Annotated in this window: 22 protein-coding genes and 1 pseudogene; 21 read left to right on the top strand and 2 right to left on the bottom strand. The window is 70.0% G+C overall.

Features of this window, described 5'->3' with window-relative positions:
* The coding region (locus ACZ68L_RS26840; RefSeq protein WP_469581245.1) for an IS701 family transposase at positions 1–443 on the bottom strand (443 nt) is incomplete at its 3' end.
* Between the two features lie 178 nt (positions 444–621).
* Here ACZ68L_RS26840 and ACZ68L_RS26835 point away from each other — a divergent pair.
* Positions 622–1,557, top strand: coding sequence for a DUF5655 domain-containing protein (locus tag ACZ68L_RS26835; RefSeq protein ID WP_469581242.1), 936 nt, complete (start codon positions 622–624; stop codon positions 1,555–1,557).
* A 96-nt stretch (positions 1,558–1,653) separates the two neighbouring features.
* Here the strand turns inward: ACZ68L_RS26835 and ACZ68L_RS26830 are convergent, their stop codons facing one another.
* Positions 1,654–2,400 carry a DNA-methyltransferase gene (locus tag ACZ68L_RS26830; protein ID WP_469581239.1) on the bottom strand — a complete coding sequence of 249 codons (747 nt, stop codon included), beginning with the start codon at positions 2,398–2,400 and terminating at the stop codon, positions 1,654–1,656.
* Positions 2,401–2,978: 578 nt separating this feature from the next.
* Between ACZ68L_RS26830 and ACZ68L_RS26825 the strand changes: the two genes are divergently transcribed.
* The 20 genes and pseudogenes from ACZ68L_RS26825 (at position 2,979) to ACZ68L_RS26730 (ending at position 24,538) form a co-directional block, all read left to right on the top strand.
* On the top strand, positions 2,979–4,124 hold the full coding sequence (locus ACZ68L_RS26825; protein ID WP_469581237.1) for a C40 family peptidase: 1,146 nt from the start codon (positions 2,979–2,981) through the stop codon (positions 4,122–4,124).
* Positions 4,125–4,208: 84 nt separating this feature from the next.
* The gene (locus tag ACZ68L_RS26820; protein ID WP_114247234.1) at positions 4,209–4,517 is read left to right on the top strand and encodes a DUF6112 family protein; all 309 of its coding nucleotides are present in this window, start codon (positions 4,209–4,211) and stop codon (positions 4,515–4,517) included.
* Complete coding sequence (locus ACZ68L_RS26815; RefSeq protein WP_469581232.1) at positions 4,517–5,206, top strand: hypothetical protein; 690 nt, start codon at positions 4,517–4,519, stop codon at positions 5,204–5,206. The genes ACZ68L_RS26820 and ACZ68L_RS26815 overlap by 1 nt, the downstream gene beginning before the upstream one ends.
* 27 nt (positions 5,207–5,233) lie before the next feature.
* Positions 5,234–6,664, top strand: a complete 1,431-nt coding sequence (locus ACZ68L_RS26810; RefSeq protein WP_469581231.1) for an SCO6881 family protein — start codon at positions 5,234–5,236, stop codon at positions 6,662–6,664.
* A 144-nt stretch (positions 6,665–6,808) separates the two neighbouring features.
* Positions 6,809–8,281 carry an SCO6880 family protein gene (locus ACZ68L_RS26805; protein ID WP_469581229.1) on the top strand — a complete coding sequence of 491 codons (1,473 nt, stop codon included), beginning with the start codon at positions 6,809–6,811 and terminating at the stop codon, positions 8,279–8,281.
* 34 nt (positions 8,282–8,315) lie between these two features.
* Complete coding sequence (locus tag ACZ68L_RS26800; protein WP_469581227.1) at positions 8,316–8,768, top strand: DUF6238 family protein; 453 nt, start codon at positions 8,316–8,318, stop codon at positions 8,766–8,768.
* A 26-nt stretch (positions 8,769–8,794) separates the two neighbouring features.
* Positions 8,795–10,366: an ATP-binding protein gene (locus tag ACZ68L_RS26795; protein WP_469581224.1), complete on the top strand. Its 1,572-nt coding sequence runs from the start codon at positions 8,795–8,797 to the stop codon at positions 10,364–10,366.
* Positions 10,367–10,379: 13 nt separating this feature from the next.
* The gene (locus ACZ68L_RS26790) at positions 10,380–10,850 is read left to right on the top strand and encodes a hypothetical protein (protein ID WP_469581221.1); all 471 of its coding nucleotides are present in this window, start codon (positions 10,380–10,382) and stop codon (positions 10,848–10,850) included.
* Between the two features lie 91 nt (positions 10,851–10,941).
* Positions 10,942–11,574: a hypothetical protein gene (locus ACZ68L_RS26785; protein ID WP_469581268.1), complete on the top strand. Its 633-nt coding sequence runs from the start codon at positions 10,942–10,944 to the stop codon at positions 11,572–11,574.
* Between the two features lie 813 nt (positions 11,575–12,387).
* Entirely contained in the window at positions 12,388–13,158 is a 771-nt protein-coding gene (locus ACZ68L_RS26780; protein ID WP_469581218.1) for a hypothetical protein, read from the top strand.
* A gap of 105 nt (positions 13,159–13,263) precedes the next feature.
* Entirely contained in the window at positions 13,264–13,485 is a 222-nt protein-coding gene (locus tag ACZ68L_RS26775; protein WP_365202268.1) for a hypothetical protein, read from the top strand.
* A 193-nt stretch (positions 13,486–13,678) separates the two neighbouring features.
* Positions 13,679–14,821, top strand: a complete 1,143-nt coding sequence (locus tag ACZ68L_RS26770; RefSeq protein WP_469581265.1) for an AAA family ATPase — start codon at positions 13,679–13,681, stop codon at positions 14,819–14,821.
* Positions 14,818–16,617 carry a hypothetical protein gene (locus ACZ68L_RS26765; RefSeq protein ID WP_469581214.1) on the top strand — a complete coding sequence of 600 codons (1,800 nt, stop codon included), beginning with the start codon at positions 14,818–14,820 and terminating at the stop codon, positions 16,615–16,617. The genes ACZ68L_RS26770 and ACZ68L_RS26765 overlap by 4 nt, the downstream gene beginning before the upstream one ends.
* Before the next feature lie 208 nt (positions 16,618–16,825).
* Complete coding sequence (locus ACZ68L_RS26760) at positions 16,826–17,317, top strand: hypothetical protein (protein ID WP_266805307.1); 492 nt, start codon at positions 16,826–16,828, stop codon at positions 17,315–17,317.
* A gap of 59 nt (positions 17,318–17,376) precedes the next feature.
* Positions 17,377–17,886, top strand: a complete 510-nt coding sequence (locus tag ACZ68L_RS26755; protein ID WP_469581210.1) for a hypothetical protein — start codon at positions 17,377–17,379, stop codon at positions 17,884–17,886.
* A gap of 115 nt (positions 17,887–18,001) precedes the next feature.
* On the top strand, positions 18,002–19,279 hold the full coding sequence (locus ACZ68L_RS26750) for a hypothetical protein (protein ID WP_469581205.1): 1,278 nt from the start codon (positions 18,002–18,004) through the stop codon (positions 19,277–19,279).
* A 5-nt stretch (positions 19,280–19,284) separates the two neighbouring features.
* Positions 19,285–20,544 carry an MFS transporter gene (locus ACZ68L_RS26745; RefSeq protein ID WP_469581203.1) on the top strand — a complete coding sequence of 420 codons (1,260 nt, stop codon included), beginning with the start codon at positions 19,285–19,287 and terminating at the stop codon, positions 20,542–20,544.
* A gap of 70 nt (positions 20,545–20,614) precedes the next feature.
* Complete coding sequence (locus ACZ68L_RS26740; protein ID WP_277438813.1) at positions 20,615–21,847, top strand: ATP-grasp domain-containing protein; 1,233 nt, start codon at positions 20,615–20,617, stop codon at positions 21,845–21,847.
* A 128-nt stretch (positions 21,848–21,975) separates the two neighbouring features.
* On the top strand, positions 21,976–22,641 hold the full coding sequence (locus ACZ68L_RS26735) for a hypothetical protein (RefSeq protein WP_469581199.1): 666 nt from the start codon (positions 21,976–21,978) through the stop codon (positions 22,639–22,641).
* A gap of 108 nt (positions 22,642–22,749) precedes the next feature.
* Positions 22,750–24,538, top strand: a pseudogene (locus tag ACZ68L_RS26730) (type IV secretory system conjugative DNA transfer family protein).
* The last annotated feature ends 172 nt before the right edge of the window (positions 24,539–24,710 follow it).

The raw sequence follows: 24,710 nt of genomic DNA, 5'->3' as shown, positions 1-24,710 counted from the left end.
TCGATCAGCGTTCGTCCGAGCGGGGCCGCATAGGCGAGGAAGACACCGACCTGGCAGTTCTCCGTGCGGCCCGCGGTGCCGGAGTACTGCCGCTGCACCCCGGCCGAACCGGTGCCCTTCTTCAGAAAGCCGGTGTCGTCCACGATCAGGACCGCTCCAGGATCACCGAGATGCTCGACCACGTAGTCACGCACATCGTCCAGAACCTCGTCGGCGTCCCACTCGATCCGGTTCAACAACCGGTGGATACGGTCCGGACCTGCGTGGCCGGCTTCTTCGGCCAGCGTCCAGCCGTTCTTCCGCTGCAACGGGGCTATGAGCCCCCGCATATAGGCAAGAGCGGACTCACGCGGCTCCGACCTGTTGAATCGGTGAAGGAACCGCCCTTGCACCACATCCAACTCAACAGCCCACGACCTGACCTCAGCAAGATCCCCACCCATGACAACACCAACGATCGACCTGCCCACCCGTCACGGCAAACACCGTTGCAGTACTAGCTCGCGGGGCGTGGCAGCCCTGAGAGCTGGGAAAACAGCCGTTCTGGCCGCCCGGATGCGGAATACCCAGAGTCCCACGTTGATTGGTCTCTTTGCAGGGATCACGGGAGGGGGGACGCTGGTGGCCGAGCTGATGTTGTTCCGGCGGGACGCGAACGGGCAGGACGTCGAGCTGCCCGGCTCAACGGTGGCGCTGGAGGTAGAGCTGCAGCGGCGGGTCGAGGCCGGCCTGGAGCAGATGCTCGGCATCCGATTCCTGGCGTCGGAGTACCCGACCGGTCCGTGGCACCGGGGCCGGATCGACACGCTGGGGCTGGACGAGAACGGCAGCCCGGTGGTGATCGAGTACAAGAAGGGCTCCGACAGCGGCGTGCTGTCGCAGGCCGTCTCCTACCTGTCCTGGTTGGAGTCGGCGCACCACGAGATCGAGGCGCTCGTCCGGAAGGTGTCGGGCCCGGAGGCCGCCGAATCCATCGACTGGCGTCGTCCGCGGATGGTCTGCATCGCGGCCAGCTTCTCCCATCACGACCGCGTAGCCGTGCAGCGGCTGCCCGAGCGGATCGACTTGGTGCGCTATCGCGTCTTCGAAGGGGACCTGCTGAGCCTGCTGCTCGTGGACTCCTCGCCCGGTTCGCCGAGCGCTGCTTCGTCTCGGCGGAACAGGGAGCGGGACGCGGCGACCGACAGTGTGCCGGCGGCTCCGGTGGTTCCCGCGTCGGCCGGGCCTAGCCTCGTCCCGGATTGCCTGCGGGACCTGTACGCGGAGCTGGACGAGGCTCTCACGGCGTGGGGCGAGGTCGAGGTGGCACCCCTTCGGCACTACATCGCCTACCGGCGGCTGGTGAACGTGGCGTCGGTGATCTTCCGCCCGAAGCACGAGGCGATCCTGGTCTACCTCAGACTCGACCCGGACACCGTCACGCTGGAGGAGGGCTTCACCAGGGACATGCGCGGCATTGGGCATCTCGGGACCGGCGACCTGGAGGTACGCCTCGCCTCAGCGGCCGACCTGGAGAAGGCGGCACCGCTGATCCGGCGAGCGTTCGAGGCGGCCTGACGCAAGCGAAAGGGCGGCTGGCGCATCGGTTACTCGATGCTCCAGCCGCCCTTTGGCGTCTGCGGTCCGTTGGCCCTGGGCTCTCTGCTCTCATGCTCATTCCTCCGGTCCAGCCAGGACGAAGTCGTCCTGCGTCAGCTCCGCGCGGAGCCGCTGCTCGGCCACGTCGGCGTAGTGCGAGGACAACTCGACACCCACGAACCGCCGGCCCTCGCGGAGGGAGGCGACTCCTGTGGAGCCGCTGCCAGTGAAGGGGTCGAGGACGGTGCCGCCCTCGGGGCAGATCTGCACGAGCTGCTGCATGATCTCGACCGGCTTCTGGGTGATGTGCACCCGGTCCTTGCGCGGCTGGGAGGCGATGAAGTGGCCGGGCAGGTACAGGTCCCGGTCCTTCGCCAGGCTTCCCTTGACGCCCCAGGTGATGAACTCGGCCGACTGCTTGAATCCGCCCTTGCGAGGCCGGCTGGCGGGCTTGATCCACGGGATCGTGCCGCTCCAGGTCCAGCCCGCCATCTGCAGGGCGTCGGACGTGGTCGGCTCCTGGCGCCAGTCCGAGAAGACGATGGCGACCGAGTGCTCGGTGGAGGCCCGGTACGCCTCGGTGAGCAGGGCGGTCAGCCAGCTTCGATAGCTCCTCTGGTCGCGGTTCTCTCCGGGGAAGTTCTGCAGGTCGTGCGCACTGTTGCTGGTGACGTACTTGGCTCGCGCGGTACGGCCGGTGCGGTCCGAGCTGGTGCGTCCGCCGGAGTTGTACGGCGGGTCGGTAATGACGGCGTTGACGCTCTCGTCCGGGAGGGTCTTCAGCACGGTGAGGGCGTCGCCTCGGTGCAGCGTGTAGCTCATGTGCGGGGCCTCTTTCAGGGCACGGGGGGACTGGGCCCGCTCCGGACGGCGCTCAACAGCGATCGTTTCGAGCGGGGTTGCGCCGGACGTTAGCCGCGATTTCCGGCCGCACCTAACGAACCGTGTCGTGCTCCCCGCCCGGGTCCGAGAGCCGTTTGGCGCGGCCGGAATCCCGGTCTACTGTCTCGCCATGTCACCAGGCCGGAGCCCCGCTCCACCCCCGCTGGCCTGTGCTTATCCGTGTTGTCTCGTCCAAAAGAGCGGCACGGAAGGCCCGTTGACCCTTCGTTCTCGAAGCCGTGAGGAGACCCGGTGTACCGCCTGAGATTACGAGCGCGGCTGGCTGCCGCGCGTGACCCGAGACCGGCGTCCGGGAGCTACCAACTCCTCTGACCCGGGCCCGCCCTGAGAGGCGGATTCACATCGCCGCGGTGTCGACGGCTTTGCACGAGAAGTCAGCACCGCGCCTCCTACGAACCACGAGGAGCCGCTGCGATGCAGCATGCCCTGATACCCCTGTGCCCCGACCCAACGCCGTTGTCCGGCTGGCACCGCCGTCTCGGTGAACGGCGGCGGCGATGAAGAAGACCACCGGAGCCGTCGTCGGTCTCTTCGCATCCGGTCCGCTGTTGCTGGCCGTTCCGATCCTCGCCATCGGTGCCGGGACTGCTTCGGCCTCTTGCTCGGCTGGCGGTGCACAGGCTGTGGATACCTCAGCCGTTGCCGCTCAGGTGAAGGCGATCCTGGACGGCGGCGCCAAGGGGACGGTCTCCGTGCAGGGGCTGGACGATCCGGCAGAGCAGGTGCCCAACGCCAAGACGATCCAGGCGACCGGCGTCGCGTTGAACATTCCGGCCCGGGGGCAGATCGTGGCCCTGGCGACAGCACTGCAGGAGAGCGGCCTGCGGAACCTGACCTACGGCGACCGTGATTCGCTGGGTCTTTTCCAGCAGCGTCCGTCGCAGGGCTGGGGCACCGCGAACGAGATCCTCGACCCGGTGCACTCCTCGACCATGTTCTACGAGGCGCTGGAGAAGGTCTCGGGCTGGCAGTCCCTGTCCGTCACCCAGGCCGCTCAGGCGGTGCAGAGGTCGGGCTTCCCGGAGGCGTACGCCAAGTGGGAGCCCCTGGCCACCGCCTTGCAGCAGGCCATCGAGCCCCTGCTGTCGAAGACCGGCGGCACGTCGCCGAGCCCTTCCCCGTCTGGCTCGGCTGGCACCGGCAGCCCTCCGCCCACTACCGCGGGCGGTTGTACGACCGGCGGGGACGGAACCGACTTCGGAACCATCCCGCCCGGCGCGGTGCCGGCCGGATACAAGATCCCGGCCGACGCTCCGCGAGAGGTCCAGACGGCGATCCGCTGGGCACTCGGCCAGCTCGACACGCCGTATCAGTGGGGCGGGAGCTGTACCGACTCCCACGGGCCCGACCCCATGGGCCGGTGTGACTGCTCCTCCCTGATGCAGCAGGCGTACAAGGCCGCCGGGGTCACCCTGACACGGACGACGTACACGCAGGTCAAGGACGGTAAGTCGGTACCGGCCGGCGCTCTCCAGCCGGGCGACCTCGTCTTCACCGAGGGGACGGCCGCAGTCCCCGAGCACGTCGGCATGTTCATCGGTCAGGGCCTGATCATCAACGCCCCGCACACCGGCGACGTGGTCCGCCTCGCGACCCTCGCGTCCTGGAAGCCGCAGATTCTCGCGGCCCGCCGAGTCGTCTGACCGGCGCTTTCTCCTCCCCCTTTCTCGCACCGCCGCTTCGCCCTCCCGGGCTCCGGCATGCAATAAACCGATCTGGAGTTCGTCATGTATCTCGCCGACAAGGTCGTCCAGCTCGCCTACGACCCCGGGATCAAGCCAAACGAGGGCGGGCTACCAGGCCTCGCCGTCCTCAAGCAGGTGATGGGATCCATCAACTTGTTCGGCATCATCGCCGTGGTCGGCGCGCTCGCCGTCAGCGCGGGCGTGTGGGCCTGGGGCCACCACTCCGGCGGCCACCAGGCCGAGGCCAACGGTAAGAAGGGTGTGCTGGTCAGCGCTGGCGCGGCCCTCCTGTTGGGTGCCGCGAACGGTGTGGTGGCGTTCTTCAGCACGCTGGGGACGCAGGTCCACTGATGCCCTCCCACTCCTCGAACCCCGGCGGCGCATCTCGCGTGCGCCGTCGGGCGCTGCTCGGCACCGCCGTCCTGGTGGTGCTCGTCGCCCTCGCCGGCCTGGCCGCCTACCTCACCCGCGATGGCAGGGGCCCCTCCAAAGCCCCTGCGCCGCGTGCGAGTTCGGCTGCTCCTTCCTCCTCGGCCGCTTCGGCGTCTGGGTCGCCCTCGCCGAGCGCACGCCCTCACGCCCTCCCAGTCCCACCGGACACCCACGACCCGATCGCGTTCGGGAAGGCAGCCGCCGCAGCGCTGTGGTCCTACGACACCCGCGCGTACTCCCAGGCAGAGCTGCTGACCGCCCTGCACGGGTGGCTGACCACCGAGACCAAGTACGCCGACCTCGCCTCGGTCGACGCGGTCGTTCCCTCGCCTGTGCTGTGGAAGGAAATGGCCGCGAACGGCCAGTTCGCCACCGCGACCGTGAACGAGGGGCACTTCCCGGACTCGTTCACCCGGGCCCTTCAGGCGAATCCCGGAACGATCACGCAGGCGTACGTCTACGCCGTGACCGTCTCTGGCAAGCAGTCGATCGCCTGGAACGGCTTGCCTGCCGGTGGTGCGGAGAACCGCGTCACCACTCTCTCGGTCCAGTGCCGCCCCTCCCATCCCTGTGCCCTGGCCGGTGTCATGCCGTCCGTCGCGCCCTGATCCCCAGCCCAGAAAGGAGGTATCGCCATGGGAGTCTGCGACTTTCCGCTGATGGACAAGGTGTGCGGTGCTGTTGACTTCGCTACCAACCCCGCCGGGGCCGTCACCGACGGCATCGGAGCATGGATCGCGAAGTCGGCGGGCGAACTGGCCGCCAGCGCTGCGGATCTCGCCGCGAAGGCCGTCAACGAGACCACCGCCATCGATCTCAATGCCGGATGGTTCCGGGACAACTACGAACTGCTGCTGCCCATCGGGCTCGCGCTGACCGTCGGCACGTTCTGCATCCAGTTGATGTTCGCGGCCTGGCGGCGGGACGAACGCGCCCTGGCTCAGGCCGCCATCGGCACCATGACCGGCGTCCTCTTCAGCTTCTGCGCCATCGCCTTCACCTCTGTGGCCATCACCGTGGTCGACGCCTTGTCCGACGGCCTGTTTCAAGCAGCCAACAGCTCAGTCGACGACGCGATCCGCCGTGTGGTGAAGGTCAACCAACTGGGGGCGATGTACGGCCTCGGCTGGGGAGTCCCAGCCCTGGTCGCCCTAGGATGCGCGATCGGCGCGTTCATGTACTGGGGGGTGATGGTCGCTCGTAAGGTCGGCGTCCTGATCCTGGTCGCCCTCGCTGTCTTCGCCGGAGCCGGCGGAGGCTGGGAAGTGGCCAAGCGATGGCGGCGTGGCTGGATCGAGGCCACCGCCACGCTGGTCGTCTCGAAACTCCTGATGACCGTGGTCTTCCTCATCGGCATCTCGGCGATGGGCAAGTCGGATGCCCACGACGGCATGGCCGCGCTGTCCGATGCGATGGCAGGCATCGTCGTGATGGTGCTGGTCCTGTTGTGCCCGTACGCCACCTATAAGTTCGTCCACTGGGCCAGCGACGGCGGCGGCCACGACGACCTGCATCGCACCAGCGTTGCCGGCATGGCGGTCGCCGCAGGGGCGGCGAAGACCGCAGGCAGCCTGGCGATGCGGGCCAGCACCGGAACCCCCGCTCCGCAGGGTCCGAGCCAGGTCCCCGGCACGGGCGCCGATGGTGTCGCCTCCGGCATCAACCCCTCCGGCGGCAACCTCAGCAAGGAGGGCATCGACGCCGGACCGCCCAAGCCGCGGACCAGCTTCCGGTACGGCGAATCCCCGAACGCCTCCGGCGACAAGGGCCGCGCCCTGATCCAGCGACCCGGCGTCCCGCCGCTCATCACCCGACCCAGCGGGGGCGAAACGGGAGGTTCCGAAGGGGGCGCCCCGGGTGCCGCCAGCGGCTCTGGTCAGCTCGCTGGCGCGTCGGCTGCGGGCGGCAGCATGACCCGCGCCGGTGCCGCGCCGCCTGCCGGCCCTGCACCCGGGGGCACAAGCAGCCCTGCCGCACCGCCGCCGCCTTCCACCGGTCCGTCGGCAACCGGTTCCCCGACGCCGACAAGCTGGGTGTACCCCAACCAGCCGCCTTCGGGATCCTGACCAACCACAGCCGGGGGCGGACTGCATCCCGCAGCCCGCCCCCGTACCCCGCGCCGCCGATCACCAGAAACGGAGCCCTGCCATGACCTCCAGAAGAACGCCGCGCGCCTCGCCCACCGCCCGCTCCCACCGTCTGGAACCACCATGTCCAACAAGCCCCAGGCCGAAGCCACCACGGCCACCGTGAAGTTTCCCCACCGCAGCAGGCGCGGCATCCTGCTCGGCCTGACCGCCCCGCAACTGATCGTCGTCAGCCTCACCGGCCTCCTCCTGCTCGCCGTGATCCTCACCCGCGACGTGGTCGGCGCTCTCGAACTCATCCCCCTCTGGTCCGCCATCGCCCTCCTCGTCTTCGTCCGCTACCGAGGCCGCGCCCTGGCTGACTGGGCTCCGATCGTCACCCGGTACGTCCTGCGCCGGATGCGGGGCCAGTTGATCTGGCTCACCCGGCCCTCCCGCCGCCCGATCCGCGAAGGGCTGCTCCACCTGCCCGGCACAGCGGCGAGCCTGCGCGTGGTCACCGCCCCCGACCGCCGATACGGCGCGGTCCACAACCCCCACACCGGCACGCTCACCGCCGTCGTCAAGGTCTCCTCCCGCGCCTACGCACTGCTCGACCCGGGCACCCAGAACGCCAACGTCAACGGCTGGGGACGCGCTCTGGCCGCGCTCGCCCGGACCGGCCAGGTCGCCCGGATCCAGGTGATCGAGCGCACCGTCCCAGACTCCGGCGACGCGCTGCGCCGGTACTGGGAGGAGCACGGCCAGCCCAATGCCCCCGTGGCCGGCGCGATCTACAGCGAGCTGATCCAGAGTGCCGGCCCGGCGGCGGCCCCGCACGAGGCTTACGTCGCGGTATCGCTCGATGCCAAGGCCGCACGACGGCTGATCAACCAGGCCGGAGGCGGCCTCACCGGCTCCTTCAGCGTCCTGGCGCAACTGGCCTCGACCTTCGATCAGGCCGCGCGTACCGCCGGGCTCAATCCCACCGGCTGGCTCACCGCCCGCGAGATCGCGGCCGTCGTGCGAACGGCGTACGACCCCAAGGCTCTCGCTACGCTGGACCGTTGGTCCACCGCCGGACGTCCCGAGGCTGAGCCCGCCGCTGCCGGCCCGGTCGTGGTCGTCGAGAAGTCGGACCACATCGCGACCGACTCGGCCGTCCACTCCACGTACTGGGTGGAGAACTGGCCGAGGACCGAGACGTCGGCGGGCTTTCTGCACCAGCTCCTGTTCACCGCCGGGGTCCGGCGCACGCTGTCGCTGTCGTACGAGCCGAAGGGACTGGATGCCGCCCTGCGCGATGTCCAGCGCAAGAAGTCCAGCGTGATAGCCGACGCCGCCGAGCGAGCCCGACGGGGCCAGGTTGATTCCGAGGCGGACTCGATCGAGTACCAGGACATAAAGTCCCGTGAGCGCCAGCTCATCGCGGGCCACGCGGATGTCGCCCTGACCGGTCTGCTGACCGTTTCGGCCGACTCCGAGGAGGAACTCCGTTCCGCCTGCGCGGTCGTGGAGACCGCGGCCGTCGGCGCCCAGCTCGACCTCCGGCCGCTCACCTGGCAGCAGGCCGAAGCGTTCACCGTCGCCGCCATGCCGCTCGCCCTCGCCGCCTGATATCGGCCTTCCTTTCCTCCGAAAGAGCACCCCCATGTCCCGCACCGCCAGCCCAACTGCGCAGGACTTCGTGCCCTTCGCCACCGCCGCGCTCGACTTCCACAGCGCGCTCAACATTCCGGGCGGTCCGCTCGTCACCGCCCGCGCCGAGCTGGACGCCCTGCACGCCCACCTCGTCTCGCTGCACGGTCTCCTCGACGCCCACGCCGCCCGCACCGGTCAGCTCGTGCCGGCCGAAGGCGACCAGCTTCGCGCCGCCCGCACACGAATCTGGCAGGCCGCCGACCACTTCCACGCCGCGTACCACGCGGCACCCCGGCCGGACTCCGGCGAGGTGCCCGAACGCGAGGAGTGCCAGGCGGGCCTGCCCGAAGGGGCGCCAGAGCTGACCATCTGCCAGCGCCACCAGCGCACCGCGCACCTGGTGCGCCGCCGCACCACCCCGGCCGACCTGCACGCGCCGTTCACCGGCCTCGTCCGCCGCTGACCCGCCTTCCGTCTGGAGAAACGTTCATGCCCCGTACTCGCGCCAGCGCCTCCCACCTGTTCGTCCCCCGCAAGGCATCACGCGCCGAGCAGCGAGCCGCCCGTGCCGGTTTCGCCGAGGCCCGCCGCCAAGCCCGCCTCGCCGGAGCACCGCCGAAGCACCGCGCCGAGGAGAACCTCGACCCGGAACTGCGGCCGGCCTACCCGCCGTCCGGACGTCCCGGCTCCTCCTCGGCCCGGGGCGGCAAGCTCAGCCTGCCCGCCCACCGCATGACCACAGCCACCGTCAGCGGTGCCTATCCGTTTCTCGCGGAGGGCGGCCTGGGCGCCGAAGGGATCTTCATCGGAAGGGACGTGCACGCGGAGGCGGCGTTCTGCTACGACCCGTTCTCGCTGTACAGCAGCGGGCGGATCGAAGGCTTCACGAATCCGAACGCCGTCTTGGCCGGGATCATCGGCATGGGCAAGTCCGCGCTGGCCAAGTCGATAGCCACCCGAGCGATTGCCCACGGCTACCGGGTCTACGTTCCCTGCGATCCCAAGGGCGAGTGGACGGCCGTCGCACAGGCCCTCGGCGGCTACAGCATCGCGCTGGGGCCGGGGCTCCCGGGCAGGCTGAACCCGCTGGATGCTCCGGCTCGGCCCGCCTCGGTGAGCGAGGGCGACTGGTCGACCGAGGTCCGAAAGCGCCGCCTCCTGCTCCTGGCGGGCCTGGCTCGCACCGTGCTGAAGCGCGATCTCCTGCCGATGGAGCACACAGCTCTGGACCTTGCCCTCGACCTGGTCGTCGCGGAGGCCGACGCCAGCGGCACGGTGCCGCTGCTCGGCGAGATCGCGCACGCCCTCGGTTCGCCCGAGCGCCTCGACCGAGCCCTCGGCGACCAGGCCGGACACATGGGGCCCGCCGCACAGGACCTCGCGCACGCCCTTCGCCGATTGGTACACGGCGACCTGAGCGGCATGTTCGACGCCCCCTCGACGGTGGCCTTCGACCCGACCACCCCGATGCTGTCCATCGACCTCTCCCGCCTCGGCGGCTCCGGCGACGACACCGCCTTGGTCCTGGCCATGACCTGCGCTTCGGCGTGGATGGAGAGCGCGCTCGCCGACCCGGACGGCGGCCGACGCTGGGTGATCTACGACGAGGCGTGGCGCGTGATGAGGCACGTCGGCCTGCTCGAACGCATGCAGTCCCAGTGGAAGCTCTCCCGCGGGCTCGGCATCGCCAACCTCATGGTCATCCACCGCCTCAGCGACCTGCTCAGCGCAGGCGATGCCGGCTCGCGAGGCCGGGTGCTGGCCGAGGGCCTCCTGGCCGACTGCTCCACCCGCATCATCTACCGCCAGGAGCCCGACCAACTCGCTGCTGCCGCTTCGCTGCTCGGCCTGACCGGCGTCGAGACCCAAGCGGTGTCCGCCCTGACCAAGGGCCGGGGCCTGTGGAAGGTCGCGGGCCGGAGCTTCATCACCCAGCACATCCTGCACCCCGCCGAGCGAGAGCTGTTCGACACCGACGCCCGAATGTCGGCCCACTCCCGTCAGATTGGCCCTGAACGAACACAGCGGCCTACAGACATAGCTCAACTGGCCTATCGATAAAGGGAGTTGAGCAATGTCGTCAACCGTACCGCGACCAGACCTCCGAGGCTACGGGGGAGGCGCCGCCTCGGGCCTGAGCCCGCGCACCGCGGCATCGGCCAGCAACTGGATCGACCGCCTTGCCGCCGCCCATCCCGAGGAGTTCGCCGGGCTGTTCCACGAGGCACTCACGGACGATCTTGGCGCGGTGGCCCGGCTGCACCAGCTCCTCGAAACCGCTTCGGAGTGGTGCCGCACACACGAAGCCCGCGACAGCGCCTCCGAGTTGGACGCCCTGGCGGAACGCCTGACCGATCTTGGCGAGGAGCTGCACCTCGTGGGGGAGGGCCTGGACGACGAGATCCACTCCCGCTCCCGACGCCCGGCAGCGGCGGCTCGCGTCTCCCCGGCCGTGGCACTCAGCGGGCTTCCCGGCGATCGGCAAATCCCGTCCCCTGCCCCCATCCCGCCCTCCGCCGTCCGCGCACTGCCGCGCTCGCGATGAGCAAAGGCACAAGCACACGAAGCAAGAAGGATCTATCGTGCCCGAAATATCCGCACCCCATGAAGACCAGCCATCCTCGACCTCCGATCACCTGGCGTGGCGCCAGCACATCCCGGCCCTGGCTGCTGCCGCCGCCGGCATCCGCCGGGCGTCCGACGACTGGGATGCGGTCTCGGATTCCTTCTGCGACCGCGACGGCTGGCCCATCGATGACGGCTACGACGACGGCAAGGTGAAACGTGACGCCGAAGCGTGGAAACACGTCGAGGTCTTCCTCGCTCACGGCCCCGAGGTACTGGCTGGTGTGCGGGCCGCCGCCGTCGGTGCCGACTACGTCGAGGGGCCGATCAGCGAGGACCTCCGGCGGCTGCGCGGCATCGACACCAACCTGGAACGAGCAGGCCAGATCCGGCACGAGTGGGATGACGTGTTGGCGCTCATGGACGCCTCGCAACCCGGTTCGCGAGAGCTGTACGTGAGCCGTGCGGAGGAGATCCGCAACGCCGACGGCTGGCACTACGCGGACGAATTGTCTTACCAAGGTCCGGCGCTCGCGCGGGCTGGCGACTACTTGGTCCGGCGGGCGGACACCGACCAGTCTCCGCAGACCGAACGCACTCAGGTAGCCCTCGCGCGGTCCTCACCGGGCAACCGCAGCACTCCTGCTGCTTCGCCTCCTGCACCGCCCGCTCCGAATCCGCCTCCCGCGCATCGTTCTCGCTGACGCCGCTAACACAGAGTTCCGGCGACGCCAAACCGGCCAATCTCCGGATCCTCGTGGAACACCAATACTTCTGCCGTCCCACGGTCTGCGGCTCGCGCCGTCGGCTGCTGGGGCGCCGGGCCAAGGAGAGGTCCATGCAATCCGACCAGCCTTTGGTCTCCCTCGAAAGCGAGAGCACTCGCATCACCGCGCGCGCCAGCGATCCTCCTCTGCGTTTCACAGCGGCATCCGTGGAACGGGAGCACGGGTACGGGCACGTCACCGTTCCCCTTCGGCAGCGCGGCCTGGAGTGCACCGTCGAGTACGGCCTCAGCGACTACATCGTCCACGTCGGGCTGCCTGACGGTAGTTCGCTGATCATCTCGCCACCCCAGGAGCCGTCCACCGAGCATCCACCCGGGCATCCGGAGAGCTGGTTGGTGACCCGTGGGCATCCTGACGACTCCGCAATCCACGAAGTGATCTACGACTCGGAGCCGGACGGCCCCCACGCGCGACACGGCGGCAACGTTCCAAGTCTGCTCGCCGCGATCGACTCGCGCCTTGATCAGCTCGGCGTGACTCCGCGGGCGGGCGCTGCCTCACCACGAGCGAGTGCCGCTCGCGCACTCTCGCCAACAGCCCAGCGCACGAAGCCGACACCACAGCCAGCCGCGTCGGCCATACGCCCGGCGCTGCCACCCGTTCGTCGCTCCTCGTCTGTACCCGGTCGCTGACCGCTTCCCGCCTCGGAGTCCGCCATGGCCCACCCCACCAGAACCATCCCGACCCTCGACCGCGCCGGCCCCCGAGCTTCCACCGGATGGATCTGCTATGCCCACCCACTACGACTCGCTCCCCGACATCGCAGTCGGCCGCCACCCCGACTACGGCATCGTCGCCGCGAACCCGAATCAACTCGCCGCAAGCACATGGATGTTGAAGGGCTTCGACTTTCACCCCGTCCCGGACCAGCCGACGCTGTACGCACTGGCCGACCAGCAGCGTGACGGACAGGGTCGCGCCACCCGGGCCGTCGCACTGCTACGTAAGTCCGGCTACCAAGTTGACGTGGACGCCGCGTTCGACCCCTCGCTGGCCTCCGGTGCGGCTCCGGCCCGTGAGCGCCCTCTACGCATAGATCCCGACGTCGCCTTCGCCGAGCATCCGCGTCTAGGCATCGTCGCGGCCACCAACGACCACTCCTCTGCGCTCGGCGGCCGACTCATCCTGGAGGAACACGGCTGGCGGCTGAACCCGGACCTGGACATCTACACGCTGCCGATCACCTCCGACCGCAGCGAAGCCCTGGAAAAGGTCGCCAGCGCCACGATGTCGATGCACCGATCCGACCTCCAGGTCGCGGTGCAGCCACGTCTCGCCCAGGACGTAACAGCCCGCCGCCCTCCTGCACCCGCGCCACCCGCACGCCACGAGCGCAGCCAGGGCTTGGCCACCCACAAGTTCCCCATCAGCGCTGCCGCGCTCGCCGCCAGCCCAGCCCGCGCCGGCCTCCCGGGCAAGGCGCCGGTTCCCGCTCCCGCCGCGTCCGCTCCGGCGGCCCGGCCGGTAGACCCGCGCATCGCCTTCTCCCGCAATCGCTGACCCCTAAAAGCTCCGGGCCCTCCTCGCCTTCGCCCAACACCCCACCGCTTTCCCGCCAACACCGATAGGAGTTCCGCCGTGCCCGACGCACCAGCAGAGCCGTTCATGCCGATCCGGCACACCGTCACCGGGGAGATCACCACCACCGGCTACAACGCCGCCGCCCGGCGAATCCTGCTCCAGGACGGCTTCGAAGAGACGCCCGGCTGCGCCTGCCGAGCGACGGAACCCGGTACGGAGCGGACGCACGGGCCTGCTCGCCAGCCGACGAGTTGCTCGTCGCCGGCCATCCCCTGCCGCTGGACCGCGCCCTCGGTCGGCCGGTGAGCGCCGACGGTACGCCTCGGTTGGCCCGGTCGCCGATGTCGGCACAGTCCGTGATCCGCTCCGAGACCGACCAGCCCCTCCAGCCCACGCCAACCCCGCCCGCCGTCCTACCTGTTGAAGGAGCCTCGTTGTGACCACACCCGGACCGCCTACCAGTCCAGCGCGCACCAAGGGCGGGGAACTACGGGCCAAGGTGGCCCGCCTGCTGGCCGACCGGCCGGCAGATGCGCTCACCATCGGGGGCATGGCCAGGCATCTGGGCCACTCCCACGGCGCCGTCCGCAACGCGGCCCTGACCCTGGTGCGGCGCGGCGAGGCCGACCAAGGCGGAAGCGGACAACCGGAGTTCCGCGCGAACGCGAAAACCGCCGCAGCCGCGCAGACCGCTGTGATCAGCCCACCGGGCACCCACGCTCCCCGCGCTCAGGCGGCCATGGCCCGCACGACCATTACCGCAGCGGCCACGCCGAAGCAGAGCGGCCCGATCCGCCGCGCGGGGGGCCAGCTCTACCACCCCCGGGAGCTGGCCGATCTGCCCGACGTCGAGGCGTTGAACCGTCTGCGCGACGCCGACGTGCCGGTGCTGCTCTACGGCCCTCCGGGCACCGGCAAGACGTCGCTGGTGGAGGCGGCGTTCCCGGACCTGCTCACCGTCGCCGGGGACGGCGACACCACGGTCGGCGACCTGATCGGCGAGTACACACAGGCCGACAGCGGGGGTTACGTCTTCCAGTACGGGCCTCTGGTCACCGCGATGACCGAGGGCCGTGCCCTGCTGATCGACGATGCCACCTTGATCTCGCCGAAGGTGTTGGCGGCGCTGTATCCCGCGATGGACGGGCGCCGGCAGATCCAGGTCAAGGCCCACAAGGGCGAGACCATCAAGGCCGAGCCGGGCTTCTACGTGGTGGCGGGCCATAATCCCGGCGTCCACGGTGCGGTGTTGACGGAGGCGCTGTCGTCCCGGTTCAGCGTGCAGATCCAGATCGGCACGGACTATGACCTCGCCCTGGCCTTGAGGATCGATGCCCGCGTCGTCCGGGTCGCCCGACACCTCGCCCGCCAGGTCGAACTCGGCGAGCTGGGCTGGGCCCCCCAACTGCGGGAGCTGCTCAGCTACCAGAAGACCGAGGCCGTCCTCGGCACCAATGCCGCGCTCGCGAACCTGGTCGGCATCGCTCCTGTGGAGGATCGCGACGCCGTCGCCGACGCCGTCATCAAGACTGTCGGCGTCAAGAAGATCGCGCCCCTCACCCTCGGCAAGCAGCTCCCCGCCTCGGCCGTCCGGCAGCCCCCGGGCAGCACCGGCTCCGCACAGCAGGGCCGCTCGCGATGAGCGCCCACCACCACGTCCAGTCCCCCGCCGTCACGCCGGACGTCGACGCCGACCTCGCGCGATGGGACGACGACGGCGCCCCGCCCGCGCAGCCCCGTTCCTCCCCGGACGCGTGGCTGCGCGTGGGTGCCGAACTCGGCGACCGGCTCGTCGCCCTCTCCGGCCGTCAGGATCTCCTCGTCACCTGCCGTCCCGGCACGCGCAGCGGCGCACCGGCAGCGTTCTTCCCCACTTTGGGCGAGGTCGAGTTCGACGCCGCCCTGTTCTCCCCGCTGAAGGCCCACGAGATCCATCCGCGGATCGTGGGCGACGAGGAGCGGTATCCCGCCGCCTGGGGCGTGTTCGTCCACGAGGCCGCGCACGCGGCCCACTCCGTGTGGACACAGCCTGCCGGAGCGAACCCCCGTGTCGTCGAGGCCGCGCTCCTGCTGGAGGAGAGCCGTGTCGAAGGCGCACACCTGATCACGCGGCCCACGGACCGCACGTACCTGCGTACCAGTGCCCGAACCCTGGTCATGCCCGACATCGCCCATCCCACCCTTCAGGGCATCGAGCACGCCGCCGGCGTGGCGGCCCTGATCCTCGGCCGCCGTGACGTCGGCATCCTGGACGCCGGCGAGACCCGGGCCGTCGCCGACCTGTGCGAAAAGGTGCTGGGCGCAGACCTGCTGGACAACCTCACCCGCATCTGGACCGCAGCCCACCAGTGCCCCGACCACGACGCCACGACCATGCTCGCGCACGGTCAAGAATGGTGCGACGCTCTGGACGCCGCTGCCCCCGCCCTGCCCGTGCCGGAGAACCTCACCGATCTGCTGTCCGGCGCCGTGGGGGTCGTCATGGACAGCACGGCCGCCACTGACGCCGCCGACCTCGCGGCACAGGCCGCAGCGACCAACGCCGTGGCCGCGCAGTCCAAGGCGCAGGCTCAGGACCGCGCCCAGCGGGCCGGCCAGCGACGTCAAGCCGCCGCCACCGCCAAGTCGGTCTTCAACACCCGTGGCACCACCGTCACCCCCGATGGCAAACCGGCGCCCTACGGCAACCCGGTCACCGGCACCCGCAGGCCCACCGCCGCCGAGCAGAGTGCCGCCGCGCGCCTGAGCCGCGCTCTGCGTGCCGCCGCCTACCGCGAGCGGACCGAGGAGCGGACCACCAGCCCCACCCCGCCCGGCCGCCTCAACATGCGCGCGGCCCTCGCCCGCGACGCCCAGCGCGCGGCCGGGTCGGTCCCCACAGCGGAACCGTTCACCCACACCCGCCGCCGGAACTCCCCCACCCCGCCGCTGCGTGTGGGTATCGCCGTCGATGTCTCCGGCTCCATGCGCGCCGCCTGCGCACCGGTCGCGTCCGCTGCCTGGATCGTGGCACGCGCAGCAGCCCTGACCGACCCCGACTCCCTCACCGCCACCATCGCCTACGACCAGCACCTGACCGCGTTGACCCGACCCACCCACCGAGCACCAGAGCGCGTGACGACGTTCGATGCCAATGGCGGCCACCACAACCTCGGCGACGCCATCGACGCACTCGACCACGGCCTCGAACTCAGCCGCCCCGGCACCGGCCGCCTCCTCGTGATCGTCACCGACGCCCATTACGGCAGCGACGAAACCGCTGCGGCCGTCACCCGCGTCAAGCAGCTCACGACCGCCGGCTGCGCCGTACTCCAGCTCACCGTCACCGCGGAGTCCCGCCACTTGCCGGGGACCACCTTGCTGCACCTGACCCAGCCCTCCAGCGCTCCCGCCGCCATCGCCACGGCGGCCACAAACGCCATTCGCAGGACACGCTGAGACGACGCAGAAGGCGGAAGCGTCCCCGAGACCACCGCCAAGCAGTCCAGACCACCTCCGTCCGCCGCATGAATCGTGCATCTGATGCACGACCCTCCGCAGCGACGCAGGCCACCACCCCAACCGCCAACGAGAGGCACTCGATATGAAGCCCCAGACCAGCAGCCCGACCTCGAACGTAACGCCCATCAAACGGAATTCCCCGGGGGTGGCGACCATCTGGCAGATCACCCACTCCTGCGGCCACTCGGCCGAGCGCGACCTGTCCGACCGCGCAGCCGACCGTCGCGCGGGCTTCGCCGAGTGGCTCGCCAAGCAGGAGTGCACCGACTGCTGGCGGGCCGCCAAGGAGGGCGACGAGCAGGACAAGGCCGCCTGGCTGGAGGCCAAGCGGGCCGAAGAGCAGGCCGAATCCGAAGCCTGGTCTCAGCAGTACCGGATGCCTCCTCTGGAGGGGACCGAGCGAGCGGTCGCCTGGGGTGTGCGCTGTCGCCACCAGGTCCTGGCGGCTGCCTACACCGCCTTGGTCCTCGAAGGCGAGACCAGCGAGACGGAGTGGGAGGAGATCGAGGCAGCCGCTCGCGCCATCACCCGTGCCGGGTGGTGGATCGACCAGCGCTCCTCCGAGCCCGACGACCTCACGGAACTGCTCCAGGCAGCCACCGAAGCCGACCGGCCGACCGAGAACCCCCACTTCTGACCGCCCGGTGCCCCGCCTCGGCGGGGCACCGGCTCCTCTTTCAAGGACCTTGATACCCCATGCCCGAGTACCCCCTGCGCTGCGATGTCCGGCGCACCGAGAGCACCACGGACCTCCTCGGCCAACTCCACCGCAGCGAGCCCGGTTTTGCCCCCTACCTCCTCACCGCCTGGTCTTCGGAACTGACCGCCCAGGAGACCGTCGTCCTCCCGCACCTGGCTCTGCTGCTCGACGAACCCGTCGCGCTGCGGAAACCGCGGACCGGGCACACCGCGTCCCAGCGACTCACCTGGCACTGCGCCATTCGCAACACCACCGACGTGGAACTCGACGACGGCGACTGGTTCGAGCTGACGCGCGAGGTTCTCGACGCCACCGGCATAGAGCCGGACGCCGATCCGGCGGCCTGCCGGTGGGTGGCCGTGCGTAACCAGGCCAGCGGGCTCGACATCGTCGCGACCGTCATCCGCCAGGACGGCCGCTGGGCCCGGTTGCACAACGACGCCTACTTCGCCCGCGCCGCCTGCGCGAATTTCACCTACGACCACGGCCTCGACACCCCGGGATGAGCGGTGGCTTCTACCGGCAATCTCCGGCCGCGCCAAATCGCGAATCCTGCGGATCCTCTCCCTGACAGCCCGGAGACCGGGCTCCTGTTCGCCACTCCCCTTCGAGGTAACCGCCGTGATCGCCCACCTGCAGCGCGCCAGCAACACCGCTGGCCTGCTCTCGTACCTTTACGGGCCGGGCGAGCGCGGTAGTCACACCAGTCCCCGGCTGATCGCGGGCGACGGCCACGGAGCCCCGATCGACCTGCTCGCCGAAACCGGCTCGCCGCCCTACTTGGCCAGCGCCCTCGACGCTCCCGTGGAACGTCTCGGGGTCCGCGCTCCCGAACAGCCGGTATGGATCTGCTCGGTCCGCTCCGACCCTGGCCGACCGGACCTCACCGACTCCCAATGGGCCACGGTCGCCCGCCGCCTCGTGGCCGTTACCGGTGTCGCTCCAGAAGGCGATCCAGATGCCTGCCGGTGGATCGCTATGCGCAACCAGCCTCGGCAGGTGCACGTCGTGGCCACCCTCGCTCGTGAGGACGGCAGCCTCCACAACGGCTACCGAGATGCCTTCCGCCTCCAAACGGAGTGCCGCCGAATCGCCGCCGAGCTGGGTCACCTGCCCACCACGCCAGAACCGATATCCCGAGCCCCGGAGACCAACGTGCCCGCCCCCTCCATCACCATCACCGCCGAGCCCAGCGGGAGCGTCTCGGCGAAGGGCGCCAGCGACGACCTTTCCGCCACGCTCCTCAAGCACGCCGGCTTCCAGCAGATCGAGGACTGGTACGGCCGACGCCATCGCCTGCCCACCACGACCCCGGCCGTCGACCGCGCGGCCATCGCCACCCACGCGGCCGAGATGCTTCGCGCCGCCCGCTACGGAGTCGACCTCGACCCCTCCCTCGACTCCGGCCGCACGGCCACCCCGGCAAACCCGTTCGGGCCCTACATCGCCGGAGCAGAACTCCTCCGGCTCACCGACCAGATCAGGTCTGCCGAGAACGGTGACGACCTTCGACGGGCAGTCGACCACCTCCTCCACCCCGAACACGGCGCGCTGGAGCGTGTGCGGGAGGCGCTGGAGGCGGCAAGCGAGCAGATCACGGACCTCGACGACGAGGCATATCAACTCGCCGACCGGTTTGGGTTCGCTGCTGAGTTCGTCAGCTCGGCGCAGTCGGAACTCCACGACTCGGAGGTCGAGTTGCTCGGCGTCGGCCGTACACAGGAGCCGCAGGCCGAGGCACGGAAGCAGTTTCCGAGGCTCCCCGACCCCCGAGCCGCCGCTCTCGCCACTTCGCCCGCAGCGGCTAAGGCCAAGGTCTCCTCGGCCTTCGGTGGTGGGGCATCAGATACCAGCGCGGCTGTGCGCCCCTCACAGGCCCCCGGCCCTCGGGCGCGGTGACCCAGATGATCTCAACCGCTCCCGTCGCCGGGCTGCCACGCACCTATCTCATGCGGGCCACCGACGCTCTGGCCAGCGCAACGGCCACCTACGCCGTCCCGCTCTTGGTCCTGGTCACCACCGGCTCCACCGCCTTGACCGGCCTTGCGTTCCTCCTCGAATGGGCACCTCGGCTGGCGGCCTTCTCCTTCGCCGGATCGATGGTCGACCGGTGGGGTGCCGGCCGTGTCTTCCGGATGTCCAACCTGGTGCGCACTGCCGTGGTCGCCCTGGCCGGTGCCGTGCTGTTTGTCCTGCCCGGCACCGGGACGATGACAACGAGTGTTGTCCTGACTTTCGGTGCTGTCTCCGGGCTGCTCGCGGAGGTCTCCTTCGTCGCGATGGAGACGCTCGGTGCTGAAGCCAGCCGCCGGTTGGGCAACGAGGCCCACCGGGTACAGGCCGCGCAGACCGGGATCGACCAGTGCGCGATGCTCGTCGGTCCGCTCTTGGGCGGCCTACTGCTTCTCGCCGGCCCGACGTTGCTCCTGACCGCGGTCGCCCTGTTGGCTCTGACCGCTGCCGCGACTGCATCCAGCGCTGGAGGCGTCCCGGGGCACAGCTCAGCGCCCAGCAGTCTCTTGACCGGGTGGGCAACCCTGCGCCGCACCCCAGCCCTCGCGTGGTTGGTCGGCGGCCTGGCCGCCTCCAACTTGGCCACGGGCGTACTGCAGGCCGCCGCCCCGATCACCGTCATCCACCACTTCCACTACTCCACCGTCGCCGTCGGCTCGGTCTGGAGCGCGGCAGCAGTCGCCTCGTTGATTGCCGTGTGGACCAGTCGCCGTGCGATCGATCGCTTCGGTATCTGGCCGGTCGGCGCGGTGACGGCTGCCGTTTCGACGGCGGCGTGTCTGGCGACCGCCCTCGCGCCGAGCTTCGCCACGTACACCGTGGCGGTGGCGGCGGTCATGGCTGGCGAAGGCGCGATGACCGTCGTCCTGCGAACCCTGCGGTCCCGCCTCATCCCGGCGCAGGCGTTCGGCTCCACCCTGGCGGTGACGATCATCCTGGTGCTGCTTCCGCTTCCGCTGGCCGGAGTCCTGATCGCGCTCGTGCCCCCTGCTGACATTCCGCACCTGCTCCTGGCGTGCGCCGCTCTCCAGGGCCTGGCGCTGACCGCGTGCTTCGCCGGTCTGCGACGGCACCGCGCCGCCTGCGACCTCTCCGAGCCGCAGGTTCCTGCACTCCACAAGGAGCCCGCCCCAGCGCCGGATGCCGTGTGAACGGTCGCTGAGCGCCCCAGTGCACCTTGTCCTTCCTCCTCTTCCCACCACCACCTCACGGAGGCTCTCCATGTCCCGAACCACTCGCCCGCTGCTGATCGTCGTCGGCGGCACGGATCCCGTCTATCGCGGCTACTGCGTCGAGCAGGTCGCCGCCGCATACCCGATCGCGCTGATCGACACCAAGCCGCCTTCCTGGCAGCAGCACCTGGTGGTCGACCACGAGGTCGCCGACACCCACGACCCGGAGGCCGTGGTCGCTGCCGGCCTGGCCCTGGCAGCTCGTCACTCCATCGCCGGAGTCGTCACCTGGGACGAGTACACGCTCGTGCCCACCGCTGAACTCGCCGCCCGTCTCAACGTGCCCGGGAACAGCGCTGCGGCGATGACTGCCTGCCGGGACAAGGCGACCAGCCGCCGCCTGTTCGACGAGCACAACGTGCCTTCGGCCACGTCCACCCGCGTCGACAACCTGACCGCGGCGGAAACAGCCGCGCTCCGCACCGGTTTCCCGGTCGTCCTCAAGCCTTCCTCCCATGCCGCCAGCATCGGCGTGGTCCGCGTCGATACGCCCGAGGAACTGCCCTCCGCCTGGGAGTTCGCTGCCGCCGGGGCCGGTGAGCAAGGCCCGGAAGGCAGCGGTGTGCTGGTCGAGGAGTACCTGTCCGGCCCGGAGATATCGGTGGAGTGCGTCACTCAGCACGGCATCACCACCGCCCTGGCCGTGACCCGCAAGGAGGTCGCCTTCCCTCCGTACTTCGAGGAAGTCGGCCACACCGTGAGTGCCGGCGACCCGCTCCTGCCCGAGGTCGCCCCCGTCGCTGTTCAGGCAGTGCGGGCGCTGGGCGTGACGACTGGCGTCCAACACGTTGAGATGCGCCTCACCGCGTCCGGTCCACGCATCATCGAGGTCAACTCCCGTATCGGCGGCGACCTGATCGGGCAGCTCGTCCGCCTCGCCACCGGCCTCGCACTGCCCCGGATCGCGGCCGATGTCGCCTGCGGACGGATTCCCGACCTGACGCCCACGGCGCACAGCACTGCTGCGATAAAGATCGTCTATCCCCCGGCTACCGGCACCCTCTCCGCCCGCGACCTGGCGATCCACCCTGGTCCGGAGTCCCCGTGGCTGCACCAGGTGACGTGGCTCCGCGACGTCGGAGAGCGGGTCGTACTGCCGCCGGCGGGCAACCTCGACACCAGCCGGGTCGGCTTCCTCATCGTCACCGCAGACAGCGCCGAAGCGGCCCAGGGCTCTCTCTCGTCTCTCGCCGACGCCCTGACTCTGTCGGTGGCCCCGTGAACCTTCCCACTGCCCTCGGACGCCACAGATCCGAAACGCAGACCTGTGACCGTCCATCCGGGTGGGGAGCACGTCGGTCTCGTGCCCCCACCCAGCCCGGAAGTCCAGTACATGATCGAGGAGCAACCGTGCCCGAGTTCTACCCGAGCATCGGCGAGGCCATCGGTGCCGCGATGGAGCACAACATCCGGCTCGCCCATGGCAGCGAGACGTCGGGCTCCAACAAGCCGCTGCAGGTCCGCCACCTGCCCCATCCTTCCTCCGACCCGTACTCCGTTCCCGGGATGATCGCCCGGCTCACCGAGACCGCAGAGCCCAACGAGGTCGCCGGAATCGTCGAGGAGATCAACGGTGCGCTGGTCGGCGCTCTCCCGCAGCTGACCGAACTCGTCGCCGCCGCCGCCGACTGGACCCGCGTCCGCCTGACGTTCGACGACCCGAACCACAACCCCGCCTTCGAGACCTGGACGCGGCTGGCCGCCGCCCACGGCATGCTCCTGGACGTCCAAGAGCAATTGGAGGTCGCCGAGGACGGGATCGCCGCGTGCCCTGCCGAACGCACCGACCCCAGGCACCACGAGATGGTCAATGTCCTGCGAACCAGGGAGCTGCTCAGCGATGTCCTCGGTGCTGGTCCGGTCCCGCCGACCGCCGATGGCACTGCGGAAACGAATCGGCAGCGCGCTGCCCGTACCTCCTCACCGAAGGCTGTCACCCAGCGCACGACGTCACCGGTCGGCTCCGCAGTCGCTGCGCCGAGCACTCCGCCGCCCCGAGCCCCTCGCACTCGATAGCCCCGGCCGTCGACTCCCTTCCTGAACAGGAGCCTCCTCGATGATCAGCAGAAGAGCGCCGCGTGCCCCGCCCTCATCAGTCGCCTGCGCTCACTTCCAGGACTCACCATGCCCGCACCGCGTACCAGCGCGCCCTCGACCACCACCGGGTCGGACGCGCTCCTCTACCTCCTCTTCGGCATACTCGGCATCGCGCTAGCCTTCGGTTCGCTGGCCTGGCTGAGCGGTTCTCTCACCAACTCCTTCTTGGGAGCAGGGACTTGGCCTCCGTTCAGGGCCACTGACGCACTGCTTCATCCCGAGGTGCTGTGGCCGCACCTGAGCCCCACCGCCCTGCTGGTCGGCGCGCGGATCATCCCCGGCCTGCTGTCGGTCTGCCTCACCGTCCTCGGCCTGGTGCTGTGGATGCGCCTGCGTGGTGGCACGAAGAACGGCCTTGCCCGGAAGGCCGACCTCGCCCCGCTGCTGGACAAGGAGATCACCGCCAAGGCCAGGAGCCTGCGGCCGTCCTTGAGCGGCCGGGAGTGTAAAAGAGGTCGGCCCTGCTGACCGCGGCATCCTTCTCGGCACCCTTTCCCCGGGGCGGGCCCCTGTCCGCGCGTCCTGGGAGGACGTGATCGTCGCGATCATGGCTCCGCGCTCTGGAAAGACATCCGGGCTCGCGATCCCCGCGATTCTCGCGGCACCCGGCCCGGTCCTGCTCACCAGTAACAAAGCCGCGAACGACGCCTTCACCGCGACGGTGGACGCTCGGGCCGAGGTCGGTGTGATCTGGACGCTCGACCCGCAGCAGATCGCCCACCACCCGCGCGAGATGTGGTGGGACATCCTGGCTGACGCTCGCGACCTGGCCGGGGCGAAGCGTTTGGCCGGGCACTTCGTCGCCGCCAGCGTGGACGATTCGAACGGCTCCGACTTCTGGTCCACCGCCGCGAGCAACACGCTCGGCGCGCTGTTCCTCGCTGCCGCCAGCCACCGCCGCCCGATCACCGACGTCCTTGCCTGGCTCGCCTCCCCCGCCGACCGGACCCCGGTCGACCTGCTCACCGATGCCGGCCACGACGCGGTCGCGGCCCAGCTCCAGGGGACCGTCTCCGGTGCGACGGAAACGCGCGACGGAATCTTCGAGACGGCGCGGCAGTACGCGAGCTGCCTGCTCGACCCGGACGTCGCAGCGTGGGTAACCCCCGCCAAGGGTCTCCCTGAGTTCAAGCCCTTCGCGTTCGCCACGTCCCGCGACACCTTGTACCTGTTGAGCAAGGACGGCGGCGGCAGCGCGAGCGCGATCATCGCCGCAGCGGCTGACGCCGTGATGCGCGCGGCCGTGGTCGTCGCCGAGCGCTCAGGCGGACGGCTGGACCCGCCCGCGCTGTGCGTCCTCGACGAGGCCGCGAACGTGTGCAAGATCTCGGATCTCCCGGACTTGTACAGCCACTTGGGCAGCCGGGGTGTCATCCCGATGACGATCTTGCAGTCCTACCGGCAGGGTCAGCGGTGCTGGGGCGAGGCCGGCATGGACGCGCTCTGGTCTGCGGCCACCGTCAAGATCATCGGAAGTGGCATCGACGACGCGGACTTCGCCGACCGGCTCAGCAGGCAGGTCGGCGACCACGACGTCCAGACCACCTCGGTGTCGACCAGCGACGGCGGCAAATCCACCTCGGTCAGCATGCGCACCGAGCGGATCCTGCCGCCCGACGCGATCCGCGCCCTGCCCAAGGGCAAGGCTCTGCTCCTGGCCACAGGTATCCGGGTTGCCATGCTTGACCTCCGACCCTGGTACAAGGAGCCGTCCGCCAAGGTGGTCGGCCCTGCTTCGGCCCGTGCGACGAAGGCGATCACCGAACGGGCCCTCGCGAAGCCCAACGCCCGTGACGACTTCGGGTTGTCGGCATGACCGCGCCCACGCCGCGTCCGGGGCGGCTCGTACGTTCGCCGGTCGTTCTGCGCGACGGGCAGTGGTGGTTGGTCAGCGGCGCCGGTTCGATACTCGCCTCCGATCCCACGTTCACCCGCACTCTGGACTGCCTCGCGCAGGCGATGGCCGCTGCGGACCAAGCGGTCGCCGA

This window comes from Streptomyces sp. NPDC104309, assembly GCF_055584025.1.
Note: the sequence above shows the minus strand (reverse complement) of the source record. Positions and strands in the feature narration are given on the sequence as shown.